At 53.0% G+C, this 12,488-nt stretch carries 15 protein-coding genes; 11 read left to right on the top strand and 4 right to left on the bottom strand.

Features of this window, described 5'->3' with window-relative positions; genetic code table 11:
- Positions 1–6 precede the first annotated feature (6 nt).
- Entirely contained in the window at positions 7–1,617 is a 1,611-nt protein-coding gene (locus tag CWI35_RS05255) for a methyl-accepting chemotaxis protein (RefSeq protein ID WP_011230472.1), read from the bottom strand.
- Positions 1,618–1,757: 140 nt separating this feature from the next.
- Here CWI35_RS05255 and CWI35_RS05250 point away from each other — a divergent pair, with 140 nt between their 5' ends.
- From CWI35_RS05250 to CWI35_RS05215, 8 genes are all read left to right on the top strand, one after another.
- Complete coding sequence (locus CWI35_RS05250; protein ID WP_011230473.1) at positions 1,758–3,272, top strand: spore germination protein; 1,515 nt, start codon at positions 1,758–1,760, stop codon at positions 3,270–3,272.
- A gap of 11 nt (positions 3,273–3,283) precedes the next feature.
- Positions 3,284–4,369, top strand: a complete 1,086-nt coding sequence (locus CWI35_RS05245) for a Ger(x)C family spore germination protein (RefSeq protein ID WP_011230474.1) — start codon at positions 3,284–3,286, stop codon at positions 4,367–4,369.
- Between the two features lie 26 nt (positions 4,370–4,395).
- Positions 4,396–5,508, top strand: a complete 1,113-nt coding sequence (locus tag CWI35_RS05240) for a GerAB/ArcD/ProY family transporter (protein WP_011230475.1) — start codon at positions 4,396–4,398, stop codon at positions 5,506–5,508.
- A gap of 178 nt (positions 5,509–5,686) precedes the next feature.
- A complete protein-coding gene (gene queC, locus CWI35_RS05235) occupies positions 5,687–6,352 on the top strand; it encodes a 7-cyano-7-deazaguanine synthase QueC (protein WP_025039182.1) in 666 nt (221 codons plus the stop codon).
- Positions 6,349–6,786, top strand: coding sequence for a 6-carboxytetrahydropterin synthase QueD (gene queD, locus CWI35_RS05230; RefSeq protein WP_011230477.1), 438 nt, complete (start codon positions 6,349–6,351; stop codon positions 6,784–6,786). Before queC ends, queD begins: the two co-directional genes overlap by 4 nt.
- A complete protein-coding gene (gene queE / locus CWI35_RS05225) occupies positions 6,786–7,520 on the top strand; it encodes a 7-carboxy-7-deazaguanine synthase QueE (protein WP_011230478.1) in 735 nt (244 codons plus the stop codon). The genes queD and queE overlap by 1 nt, the downstream gene beginning before the upstream one ends.
- Before the next feature lie 52 nt (positions 7,521–7,572).
- Entirely contained in the window at positions 7,573–8,070 is a 498-nt protein-coding gene (queF, locus tag CWI35_RS05220) for a preQ(1) synthase (protein WP_011230479.1), read from the top strand.
- 53 nt (positions 8,071–8,123) lie between these two features.
- The gene (locus tag CWI35_RS05215) at positions 8,124–8,807 is read left to right on the top strand and encodes an NAD(P)H-binding protein (RefSeq protein ID WP_119877546.1); all 684 of its coding nucleotides are present in this window, start codon (positions 8,124–8,126) and stop codon (positions 8,805–8,807) included.
- Between the two features lie 30 nt (positions 8,808–8,837).
- On the opposite strand, the gene CWI35_RS05210 is transcribed toward CWI35_RS05215, so the two are convergent.
- The 3 genes from CWI35_RS05210 to CWI35_RS05200 all read right to left on the bottom strand — a co-directional run bounded on the left by CWI35_RS05210 (position 8,838) and on the right by CWI35_RS05200 (position 10,298).
- Positions 8,838–9,017 carry a YkvS family protein gene (locus tag CWI35_RS05210; protein WP_013145942.1) on the bottom strand — a complete coding sequence of 60 codons (180 nt, stop codon included), beginning with the start codon at positions 9,015–9,017 and terminating at the stop codon, positions 8,838–8,840.
- 301 nt (positions 9,018–9,318) lie between these two features.
- Positions 9,319–9,903 (bottom strand): cell wall hydrolase, encoded by a 585-nt coding sequence (locus CWI35_RS05205; RefSeq protein ID WP_014195301.1) that lies wholly within the window; start codon positions 9,901–9,903, stop codon positions 9,319–9,321.
- 200 nt (positions 9,904–10,103) lie between these two features.
- Positions 10,104–10,298, bottom strand: a complete 195-nt coding sequence (locus CWI35_RS05200) for a hypothetical protein (RefSeq protein ID WP_011230483.1) — start codon at positions 10,296–10,298, stop codon at positions 10,104–10,106.
- A 171-nt stretch (positions 10,299–10,469) separates the two neighbouring features.
- Here CWI35_RS05200 and CWI35_RS05195 point away from each other — a divergent pair, with 171 nt between their 5' ends.
- The 3 genes from CWI35_RS05195 to CWI35_RS05185 all read left to right on the top strand — a co-directional run bounded on the left by CWI35_RS05195 (position 10,470) and on the right by CWI35_RS05185 (position 12,474).
- The gene (locus tag CWI35_RS05195; protein ID WP_011230484.1) at positions 10,470–11,144 is read left to right on the top strand and encodes a hypothetical protein; all 675 of its coding nucleotides are present in this window, start codon (positions 10,470–10,472) and stop codon (positions 11,142–11,144) included.
- A gap of 269 nt (positions 11,145–11,413) precedes the next feature.
- Positions 11,414–12,163, top strand: a complete 750-nt coding sequence (locus tag CWI35_RS05190; RefSeq protein ID WP_013523280.1) for an SDR family NAD(P)-dependent oxidoreductase — start codon at positions 11,414–11,416, stop codon at positions 12,161–12,163.
- 65 nt (positions 12,164–12,228) lie between these two features.
- Complete coding sequence (locus CWI35_RS05185) at positions 12,229–12,474, top strand: YueH family protein (protein WP_011230486.1); 246 nt, start codon at positions 12,229–12,231, stop codon at positions 12,472–12,474.
- Positions 12,475–12,488: the final 14 nt, after the last annotated feature.

The raw sequence follows: 12,488 nt of genomic DNA, 5'->3' as shown, positions 1-12,488 counted from the left end.
GTTTCGTTATGAGTGGAAGCGGGCGATCATTTTTTCTAAATCGCGCGCTGCTGCAGCCAACGTGTCGGCTTCCCGAGCCAGCTGGTGAAGGGCGAGCGTTTGTTGCTCAAGTCCAGCCGCCGTTTCTTGCACCATATTTGAAAAATCGGCGGCGACGGTGCGTACGTCTTCCATCAGTCCGCCGAGCTGCTCGCCATCGGCGGTGATGGCGTTAACATACGCTTCGTTTTGCTGAAGCAAGTCGTTCAGTTGGGCGAACATGCCTTGAAACGATGTGAACGTTTCCCCTGTTTTCCAAAGAGAGTCTTTCGTTGTTTCAACGCGGAGGCCGCTTCCTTGTACAGCTTGCACCGTTTCTTTGAGCGCGTTCGTCATGGCGTCGAGCGAAGCAAAAATTTCAGCGGCGAACGCGTTTGTATCTTCAGCGAGCTTTCGGACTTCTTCGGCGACGATCGAAAAACCGCGGCCCGCTTCACCGGCCCGCGCCGCTTCGATCGAGGCGTTTAGGGCGAGCAAGTTCGTTTGTTTGGCGATCGTGCGAATGGCGGCGATCATCTCATGAACGCGCGCTGCTTCATTGGCTGCTTTGTCGATGAGGGCAGTCATTTCGCCGATGCCGCGCTGCATCGCGTCCATGTTTGTTTTCGTTTCCTCAATGAGGCGGATGCCTTCTGCTGCTGACGACCAAGCGTCGCCCGCTTGCCGTACGACGCGTTCAACGGCGGCCCGCATGAGTTGCACGCGTTCCACCATCTGCCCGATGACGTCACCCGCTTGTTCGACAGCGGTCGTTTGTTGTTTCGCCCCTTCGCGGAACGTTTCAACAGCAGCGGCGATTTCGTCAAACGATTCAGAGAGGCGGCGCATTTCCATTTGTTGCTCATGGCTGACATCATGCACCGTTTTGGCCGCTTTGCCAAGCTCATTGATGATCGTGCGGATGCCGAGAATCATTTTGTTGATTTCGTAGGCGATTTGATGAAATTCATCCCGTTTTCCCGTCGTTTTCACTTCTGTCCGCAATTGACCCGAGGAGACAGTGCGGGTGACGCTGTACCAATGGCGAAGCTGGGCGGCAATGGCCCGATGCCAGGCGGCGCCAAGCCCAAGCCCAACCGCAGCGGCGCACAGCGCGGCAAAAACGGGCGGCGCCCCTGCGATGGAAGCGGCCAGCCCAACGGCTGCGGGCGCGATGGCGATGCTTGCTAACGCCCATTGCAAATACGGACGGTGCATGAGCCGCCCCATCCGCAAATTGATCCGCCTTCCGCCCGGCTCCGTCCAAAGCGGGCAACTGGCGTCAATCAACACTTCGCCTGTATCGCGTTCGTACACTTGCAAGAGCGGCTCGTTCGTGCGGGCGGCAGCCAGCCCGACCGGGTCGGCAAACACCCTTCCCTCGCGGAGGCGGTTCGTATGAACGAGTCCGTATCCGTTTTCATCGACAAGAACAAAATATTCATCATGGCCAAGCTGTTCATCCAACAAGGCGCGGATGCGGTCGAGCTGCTCTTCAAGCGGGCGCGTTCGGTCGATGGACCGCCGCAGTGCTTCCGCCGTTGCTGTTACTTTTTTTAACGCCTGTTTTGCCCGGCGCCGTTTCGTCAATTTGTTCATAGACGATTCTCCTTTTTTTATTTGTCTATTTTCAATAATATATAGAAGATTTTGTCGAATCAATAGGATGAAAGGGGGATGCATAAAAATATCGATCGATTGGAAGACTATGCCGTAAACGGAAAGGCGAGGGGATCATCGTGGGTTGGTTCTCGTTTTGGAAGAAAAAGAAAAAGCGCCCCGCACAGAGGAATCTTTCGCAACTTTGGGAAAAGCTTCGGCAATCGAGCGATTTTGTCGAAGTGTCGTTTGTTGTCGGAGGCAAGGAGCTGTCGATTTACTATTTCGATTCGCTCGTTGATCCGCAAGTGCTGCAAGAGCGGATTTTTTGCCATTTGCAAAACGACATTCCCCAGCATCCGAACGTCCGATTGGAAGACTTGCAGCAAATCGTGCCGATTCAGCGCATTGAGGTGAGTGAAGACACGGCACTGATTGAAGAGAAGGTGCTGAAAGGGTTTGTCGCGGTCACCTTCCGCGAGCAACCGAACAAAGCGGCGCTCATGGGCGCCGCGGCTGAAAATTTGGGGCTTCGGGAAAACAATGATTCGGAAAACGAATTCAGCGTCGTTGGGCCCAAAGTCGGATTTGTGGAAAATGTCGGCGTCAACTTGCATCTCATCCGCCGGCAAGTGGTGACGCCAAATCTTGTGTTTCGGGAAATGTCGATCGGTTCGATGTCGAAAACGAAAGTGGTCATCGCCTACATCGACGGTGTCGCTAATCCGGAAGTCATTCAAACGGTGACGCAGCGGCTTGAGTCCATTCATTTTGACCTCGTGTTTGACAACGCTATTTTGGATCAGCTGCTCGCGGACAATTCGCGGACACCGTTTCCTCTTTTTATCTCGACCGAGCGGATCGACCGGGCCATTTATGCGCTTGTGTCGGGGCAGGTGGCCATTTTTTGCGACGGCTCCCCGTATGCCGTGATTGGCCCCGCCGCTCTCTTCGATTTTTTTACGTCGCCGGAAGACTATTATTTGCCATGGGTGCTCGGTACGTTTTTCCGGCTCATCCGGTTTTTCGGCGTTGCGTTTTCGGTGTTGGCGTCGCCGATTTATGTGGCGGTGCTGACGTATCATTATGAAATGATTCCCGAAGACTTGCTTGGACCGATCATTTATTCACGCTCGAACGTGCCATTTCCGCCGATGCTCGAGGTGCTGTTTTTGGAAATTACGATTGAGCTGTTGCGCGAGGCCGGGGCGCGGCTGCCGACGAAAGTCGCGCAAACGCTCGGAATTGTCGGTGGGATTGTCATCGGGCAAGCAACCGTTGATGCCGGGCTGACGAGTACGATTTTGTTGATTGTCGTCGCGTTGGCGGCGCTCGCTTCGTTTACAACGCCGATTTTCAAAATGTCCAACACGATCCGGTTTATCCGGTTCCCGTTTATTTTGTTTGCCGCTTTCTGGGGCGGGATCGGCATCATCTTTGCTGTCTGTGGACTGCTCATTCATTTAGGGCGGCTGCAGTCGTTTGGTTATCCGTATTTGCTGCCGTTTTATCCATTTCGTGTTCGCAGCTTCCGCGATACATTCATTCGTTCGCCATACAGTGAAACGGCGGAGCGGCCGATGTTTCTTCGTCCGCGGTCGCGGTTTCGTTACGATCCGAATGCGGCGAAGCAAAAACGCGATATTGATGAGTAAGGGGGATCATGATGAGGCGTGGGCTCGCATGGGTCGGTGCGCTGCTGTTGCTTGGCGGCTGCGTCAGTTCGCGGCCGATTGACGAAATTCAAATTATTCAACAGATGGGGTATGATTTCGAGAACGGCCGCTACACGGGCACTGCGGTGTACCCGACGTTCAAGCAAGGGCCGATGACAAAGCCGAATATGCTGACGACGACGTCGCCGACGATCTACGACTTGATTCCGCGCCTGTCATCGAAATCAGCGCTGCCGATTGAGGAAGGGCAGCTGCGCCTTATTTTGTTCGGCAAGGAGTTTGCTCGGCGGGGGGTGACGCAAATTACGCACAGCCTCGCGCGCAACAACAAAGTCGGCAGCCATTTGCTGCTTGGCGTAGCGGAAGAAAGCGCTAAGGAGCTGCTGAAAATCACGGCGAAAACGACGCTGAGCGATACGTTGTATTTGCCGAATCTTGTGGAGCAGAACGAGCAGTCGATGAACTTGCCGAAAACGAATTTGCACTTGTTTTTGTATCGCTATTTTTCCCCGGGGAGCGACCCTTTTTTGCCGTATTTTGAGAAAAAAGGAGATTTCGTCAAGCTTGAAGGGGTCGCGTTGTTTCGCGATGACCAATATGTCGGGCATGTAAGTTTGCGTGATTCGTTTTTAATGAAAATTTTGCTCGGGGAAACGAAAAACGGCGTCTACCAGCTGAAGGTTGGGAATCGCGGAAAACAGGGGGAGGATCGGGTGATGCTGCAAAACTTATGGGCGAAGCCGAAATATGAATGGAAGCGTGATGGAAGACGCCATGTGCTTGACGTGTTCGTCCATATCCATGCGTCGGTGAGGGATTACCCGTCATGGCTCGATCAGCCGGGAGGTGATTTGTTTGCCGATGTGAAGAAAAAGATGCAAAACGAATTGGAGCATAATATGCGCCGGTTATTCCACTATTTTCAGAAAAAACGGATTGACCCGCTCGGCATTGGCGATTTTGTTCGCAGCGTGACAAGACATTGGGATTCCGACGCGTTTTACCGCGAATACCCGGATCTAGACATCCGCCCGCACGTCACGGTGGATATCGTCCATACAGGCATTGGCGAATAAGACGGGGAACATGAGGAGGGATTAGGATGAAGCAGGCCATTCAGGAACGGTTTCTCATCTCCCCGTTTCTTGTGTTTTTTGTCATTCACGCTACGCAAGTTGGGGTCGGGGCACTCAATTTTCAGCGTCCTCTGATGAAAGAGGCGGGGCAGGATGCCTGGATGGCAGTCTTAATGGCCGGGCTGGCGGCGCACGTGTTGATTTGGCTGATGTATCGGCTGCTGTCGCATTCTCCATCAGGCGGAGACCTCGTGTCGCTTCATGAACAGTACTTCGGGCGGTGGATCGGCGGGGTGCTGAGCCTTGGACTTCTTTTTTACTACGCGTTGGCGGCGTTTATGGTGCTTCAATCATACATTGAAATCATTAAAGTATGGGTGTTCCCGTTGATTGGGGTGTGGCAGTTCAGCCTCGTGTTTTTGCTGCTGACGTATTATGCCGTCTCCGGCGGGTTTCGCGTCGTTGTCGGCTTATGCGTTTGGGGGGTGGTGATTCCGCTGTTGACGATTTTTCCGATGGTTTTCTTTCCGCTTGAGTATGCTCAATACCGGAACTTATTGCCGGTGTTCGACCATTCGTTTGGGCAATTGGCAAAAGCATCGAAAGAGATGGTGCTGCAATATTTAGGGTTTGAAATGCTGCTTATGTATTACCCGTTTTTAAAAAATGCTCCGTCCTCGCAAAAGTGGGCGCATGCGGCCAACGCGTTTACGATGTTCATTTATTTTGTTTTGATCCTCATTTCCGTCGTGTTTTATAACAAAGAGCAAATCCAGCATATTACATGGCCGACGCTGACGCTGGCCAAAATTCCAGAAGTGCCGTTTATCGAGCGGATGGAATACATCGTCATCTCGATTTATGTGCTTGTCGTGGTTCCGATCATCACGCTCTCGGTTTGGGCGGCGACGCGGGTTGTGAAACAGCTGTTTGCCGTTCAGCAACGCCGTTCGCTTCCAGTGTTGCTCGCTTGCTTGTTTGCCGGGACGCTGTTTTTCCAAGAGAAGACAGACATTGAGCAGTTGACGCAATGGACAGCGAAGGCAGGGTTTTATCTTGTCGCGGTGTATGTTCCGCTCCTGTATGTGTACGTATGGATGGCGGAAAAAGTGAAAAAGGCGCTACAACAAAAGCCATAAGTATGGTATAGTAAATAAAGAAAACAGAAGAATCACAATTCCGTACGCTTGTACGGGAGAGGTTTCTAGCAAAACCCTCTATAAAAAACTAGGGACGGCTGTATCCTAGGGGTATGGCCTTTTTTGTTTTGGAAACCTCTTCTTCTGCTGATTCAGAAGGAGGTTGATCATGATGAAGATGAATGAAGAAAAGGCGGTCGTCGTCTTTAGCGGCGGCCAAGACAGCACGACGTGTTTGTTTTGGGCGAAAAAACAGTTTGGTGAAGTGGAAGCGGTGACGTTTGACTACGGCCAGCGCCATCGCCGGGAAATTGACGTCGCTCAAGCGATCGCTGACGAGCTTGGCGTCCGCCATACAGTGCTTGATTTGTCGCTTCTCGGGCAGTTGGCGCCGAACGCCTTGACGCGGCGCGACATTGCCATTGAACAAAAGAAAGGCGAGCTGCCGACGACGTTTGTGGACGGACGCAATTTATTGTTTTTATCATTCGCTGCCGTGTTCGCCAAACAGCGGGGCGCGCGCCATATTGTGACGGGAGTGTGCGAAACAGATTTCAGCGGCTATCCGGACTGCCGCGATGTGTTTATCAAATCATTGAACGTCACGCTGAATTTAGCGATGGATTACGAATTTGTCATTCATACGCCGCTCATGTGGCTGACGAAAGCGGAGACGTGGAAGCTCGCTGATGAGCTCGGGGCGCTCGAGTTCATTCGCACGAAGACGCTGACGTGCTATAACGGCATCATCGCCGACGGCTGCGGCGAATGCCCAGCATGTGCGCTGCGCAAGCGCGGGTTGGATGAATATTTGCGGGAAAAAGCGGAGGTGGAGTCGCGATGATGCATCAGCTCTATCCGCAGGTGGCGCATCATTACCGCTATGAGTTGAACAAAGATATGCACATCGCCGCCGCCCATTTCATCCCGCACGAAGCGGCCGGGAGTTGCGCAAACGTGCACGGCCACACGTACATCGTCAATGTGACGGTCGCCGGCGATGAGCTCGATGAGAGCGGTTTTTTAGTCAATTTTCAAACGTTAAAACAGCTCGTTCATCGCAAGCTGGACCATACGCTGCTCAACGACCATAGCGATTGGTTTGACGGTCATGACCCGAATCGGTTTCCGACGTCGGAAGTGGTGGCGCGCACGATTTATGAAACGATTCAGCGCTATTTGGATACGCTGCCGCACAAGCCGAAATGTTTGCAAGTGTTTGTCCGCGAAACGCCGACAAGTTATGTCGTCTACCGTCCGAAAGCGGGGGAGCGGTAATGGCGCGCACGATTCCGGTGTTGGAGATTTTTGGTCCGACCATCCAAGGAGAGGGAATGGTGATCGGCCAAAAGACGATGTTCGTCCGCACAGCCGGCTGCGACTACCGCTGCCGCTGGTGCGATTCGGCGTTTACGTGGGACGGATCAGCAAAAGACGAGATCGAGCAGCTGACGGCAGACGAAATTTGGCGGCGGCTTGAAGCCATTGGCGGCCGCCGCTTCCGCCACGTGACGATTTCAGGCGGCAACCCGCTTCTGATTGCGGCTCTTGGGGAGCTCATCGCGCTTCTTCATGAAAAAGGGATGCGGGTCGCGGTTGAAACGCAAGGGAGCCGTTGGCAGGATTGGCTGCTTGACATTGACGACGTCACTCTTTCCCCGAAGCCGCCAAGCTCGGGGATGGACACCGACTGGGCGGCGCTCGATCAAATCATTGAACGGTTGCAGGCTGACCAAAGCCGAGTGCGGCGCATCAGCTTGAAAGTCGTCGTCTTTGATGACGCCGATTTGGCGTATGCGAAAGAGGTGCACTGCCGCTACCCAAGTGTTCCGTTTTATTTGCAGGCAGGAAACGCCGATGTGGCCGATTCGGATGTGGATGCACTCCGTGCGAAGCTTTTCAGTCGGTTGGAATGGCTGGTGGAACAAGCCGCCGATTCGGAGGAGCTGGCAGACGTCCACATCCTGCCGCAGCTGCACACGCTTCTTTGGGGAAACAAGCGCGGCGTGTAAAGCGGGGTGCGGCGATTCGCCCGGCAATGAATAATGAGGGAGGAATGAACGAATGGCAGGAAGAAAAGAGGAAGAATTGAAAGACTTGACGCTGCTTGGCAATCAAGGGACAACGTATTCGTTTACGTACAATCCCAATCTGCTTGAAGTGTTTGACAACAAACATCCTGACCGGGATTATTTCGTGAAGTTCAATTGTCCGGAGTTTACGACGTTGTGTCCAAAAACCGGACAACCGGACTTCGCAACGATTTACATCAGCTACATCCCGGACAAAAAATGCGTCGAAAGCAAATCGTTGAAGCTGTATTTGTTCAGCTTCCGCAATCATGGCGACTTTCACGAAGACTGCGTCAACATCATTATGAACGATTTGATTAAAGTTATGGAACCGCGCTATATCGAAGTGTGGGGCAAATTCACCCCGCGCGGCGGCATTTCCATCGATCCGTACTGCAACTGGGGACGCCCGGGGACGAAATACGAAAAAATGGCGGAATACCGGCTGCTCAATCATGACTTGTATCCAGAAAAAGTCGACAACCGCTAGAGATAAAAAAAGAGGTAGTTTTTTCGCTCCAACTCCTATATAATGAACAATGAATGTTTGCCTTGGAGGTTTTGGCGTTGGAGCGAAGAACAGCTCTTTTGCTTGGAGCGAGCGGTTTGGTCGGCGGAGAGTTGCTGAAGCTGTTGCTGCAGTCGGATTTGTACCGCTGTGTGACGATTTTCGTCCGCACTCCGCTGCCGGTGGAACATGAAAAGCTGCAGCAAGTCGTCGTCGATTTTGCTCGGCTTGAATCGTATGAGCGGCATTTTTATGTCGATGATGTGTTTTGCTGCCTCGGAACGACGCGGAAAAAGGCGAAAACGAAGCAGCAGTTCATTCAAGTCGATTATGAATATACGCTGCGCGCGGCGGCGTTGGCGGAAAAGTGCCGCGTGAAAAGCTTTTTGACCGTCTCTTCGGTTGGCGCCAACCCGTGTTCGCCGTTTTTTTACCAGCGCGTCAAAGGAGAGGTGGAAGAGGCGTTGCAGCGGCTTTCCATCCCATCGCTTCATATTTTCCGTCCATCGTTGCTCGTCGGCAAGCGTCGGGAGTTCCGCCTTGGCGAGATGCTCGCCGGGTGGCTGTTATGCCGGCTGCCGTTTTTGTTCGTCGGCAAATGGAAAAAATATAAGCCGGTTGACGCCCATCAGCTTGCTTTGGCGATGTTTTACCGGGCGGCGTCAGCAACGAGCGGCGTCCATATCTATGAATGTGATGAACTCGCCCGCATTTCGTAAACAAAAAAGAGGCTCTTGGCAGCCTCTTTTTTATTCGATGATCTTATAGTTTTTATGATTGACGACTGTCCGTTCTTGCAAATCGAGTTCACGGTAGTTTTCCATATACGTTAAATCCACGATGACGGAGTTTTCATTCACCTTCTCCACAATGCCGCGCAGCCCATTTTTAAATTCGATAATATCTCCGACTTTCGCTTTTTTGATCATCATCATTCTCCTTTAATCAAAATGATGGACGGACCGCTCAAGCGAACGGCCGCGGGAATCGAGGCTTGCCTGATTCCGTCGCCGCTCCCCGGTCGGCGGGGATTAGGCGCTTTTTTACTAGTGTGCCTTATTTTTATGCGCAAGTAAAGAGATTTATTTCCTAAATATTTAAAAAAGGTGCCCTGAAAAAGAGTTTGGGCACCTTCCTTATGGGTGCATATATGCATCCAATATGCTCAAAAGACCATATATGGCGCCTCGCTTAGGAGAAAACGGTCTTTTGAGGCAGCCTATCCTTCTTTTACTTGGCGAAGACGTGGTTGCCGATGACGACGGTCACTGGACGCGAGCGCAGCCATTTGCTTTTCGCCGTTTTCGGATTATAGAAATAGAGCGAGCCGTTTCCTAAACCGCGAAAAGCAAGTGCTTCTTCAACGGCGCGGTATGATTCACGGTCGGCCGGTTCGTTGATCGATCCGTTTGCGACCGGCGTGAATGCATAATGGCCGCCAGAGCGCTCATAAATGACAGCGCGGATCGTATCCGGAAAATCCGGATGGTCGACGCGGTTGAGCACGACCGTTGCCACGGCCACTTTCCCGGCGTACGGTTCCCCTTTCGCCTCGGCATGGACGAGGCGAGCGAGCAAATCTTTCTCCGCCGCCGTGATGCCGGCATCAGGGATGACGAGTTTTTCACCAGGATATAGCCAATCGCCTTTGCGGTTTGTCTGCTGCAGTTGTTTCAGCGGCACACCGTATTGTTTCGCGATTTTCCAAAGCGTATCGCCGCGCTTGACGGTGTGGATCATCGCCGCATCGGCATGGCCGGCAAAGAAAAATATGCCGCACAACATAGCCGTCACCCATGCTTTTGCTTGTTTCATCCACATCCCTCCTTTTGTCTTGCAAACTCGCTACTAGAGTAACAAGGATCACGCGATGAGTCATTATCGAAATGATGGAAAAAACGCGCGAGGCATTGAAATGACTAGTTTCATAGAGAGGGATGGAAAATTCTCCGCGAGCAAAAACACCCGGCTTCCAGGACGGAAAGCCGGGTGTGAAGCCATGGGGACAGGAGCTTTTAGCTGCGTGGAGCATCCATATAGTGGTAAATAACGTGGCCGCCGCGCTGGGCGATGCCGCGAAATCGTTTGAAGTCGGGCTGTTTGACGAGCACGGCACGAAAAACAGGGAAGTCCTCTTTTTTCACCAACAGTTCGGAGATGATTCCGTTGCGCAATTCATCGATTTGCTTGGCCGCCAGTGCTTCATCCATCGCATGTCCCCCCAAGCGTTGATTCGGCATCGTCACCGTTATTTATCGTATCACAGACGCCTGTTGGGTTAAATACCTATATTTTGGCCGGGCAAACACCCTTTGCTTGTTCTGACATACAATATGGGTGGGTACGCGCCCCGAGAATATAAGCAAGAAAGGGAGAGAACAATGAATCATTGGGATCCGTATATGAATGGTCCGTTTTCAACCTCTTCCGGCCATGACAATGAAGCCGGGTGGATGGAGAATAACGTGCCGCCGATGGCTCCGCTATCGGCAACGACGCCAAATGAAGCGACGCCGACTCAAGTGATGCCGATGGCGTATTATCCGCCGGCAGCGCCTTATGGCTATTGGTGTCCACCGGTTGCGCCGCCAGCGCCGCTTGTCAGTCCGGTCCATCTTGACAGTCCAGACAGTCCGGACAGCTCCGATATGATGCTGCCGGCGCCGCCGCTCGGTTTAGGAGCCGGGCCGAATATGGCCCATGCTTCCGTTTGGCCGATGGGTGGGAAAGAAAACACGCCGCCGATGACGCCTGATGACGCCGCTATTCCGTATGGCATGACGGCCCCGTATGCAGAAAACGTCCCCCCGGCTGGCAGCACGGCTCCCGTGGCCGTTCCTGGCACGCTGTCTGGAATGGCTGCTGGTGCAACACCAGGTTTCGTTCCTGGCGCACATCCGTATGCGCCGCTGTACTATCCACCGATGGCGCCGCAGCCGTATGCCCCGGTGATGCCGTATGGCTATGGCTATCCCGCTGCGCCGCTGCCTCCATATTATGGCGGAGGAACCCCGTATGCGCCTGGCTTTCCAATCTCGTATGGCCCCTATCGGTAAGATGCCAAAAAAGACCGCCGAATGGCGGTCTTTTTTACATCTGGAGCCGAGAAAATCCTCACTTCCATGCGTGAGCGCAAGTGGGGGATGAATCGGTATCTTTCCTCATCCGCCTTTCTCTTGCATCAAGAAAACGAAAGGTATAAAATGGTCATGAATAGAACAAACGTTCCTTATCGTAGGAGGGAAGGCCATGCATAAAGCCTACCTCTTTCGGTTGGATCCCACCCGAAAGCAAACGGAGCAAAGGAAGGGAGAAGAGATTGCACATGAGCATGGAACAGAAAACAGCCATTGTCACCGGTGGAGCGAATGGGATCGGCAAGGCGATTGCTAGAGCATTCGCAAAACAGGGAGCGAACGTCGTGATCATCGACCGCGATATTCAAAACGGTGAAGCGTTCGCCGCGCAATTGCAATCGGACGGGTTCAAGGCGATCTTTGTGGCGGCGGATGTGCGGAAGGTGGACGATATTGAACGGTTTGTACAAGAAGCTGCCGGCCGCTTCGGCCGCATTGACTATTTGATCAACAATGCTGGCGTCTCACGCTGGAAGTCGCCGTATGAGCTGACGGTTGAGGAGTGGGATGACGTGCTGTCAACGAATTTGCGCAGCGCTTTTTTTGCTTCTCGAGAAGCAGCTAAATATATGCGCCGCAATGCAAAAGGCGGAGCCATCGTCAACATTGCCTCGACAAGGGCGCTCATGTCCGAGCCGAATTCCGAGGCGTACGCTGCATCGAAAGGCGGCCTTGTCGCTTTGACCCATGCGCTGGCGGTGTCGTTTGCGGATGATCGCATTCGCGTCAATTGCATCAGCCCCGGTTGGATTGAAACGGGCGATTATGGGCAACTGCGAGACATTGACCACCGGCAACACCCGGCCGGCCGCGTCGGCAAACCGGACGATATCGCCCGCGCTTGTCTGTATTTATGCGATGAGGAAAACGATTTTATCACCGGGGTAAATTTGGTCATCGACGGGGGAATGACCAGGAAAATGATTTATATTGAGTAGGGAGCGGGCGTTTGTTAAAATAAACAAAATGGAGACGGTTTCAAAGGAAAAGGTGGGACGGAAAAATGAAAATCCGCAAAACGCCGGTGATGGACGGACAAGCTCCGGCTAATGTCTACATTTACGAAAATCGAAAAGAAGAATATATCGTGATTGCCATTCCGGCGCTTGAGTGGTCATTTTCGTTCGCCTATGAGGAAGAGGCGGAGGCGGTGGCCGAGCGGCTTGAGGCATCGCTAAAAAAGCGGCTTGACCATGAGCGCGCCGCCCTCTTGGCCGTGCGGTTGCTCGGCTGGGCGCGGGAAATGTAGCCTAGAGGGCGACC

This window comes from [Bacillus] caldolyticus, assembly GCF_003595605.1.
Lineage (GTDB): Bacteria > Bacillota > Bacilli > Bacillales > Anoxybacillaceae > Geobacillus > Geobacillus thermoleovorans.
Note: the sequence above shows the minus strand (reverse complement) of the source record. Positions and strands in the feature narration are given on the sequence as shown.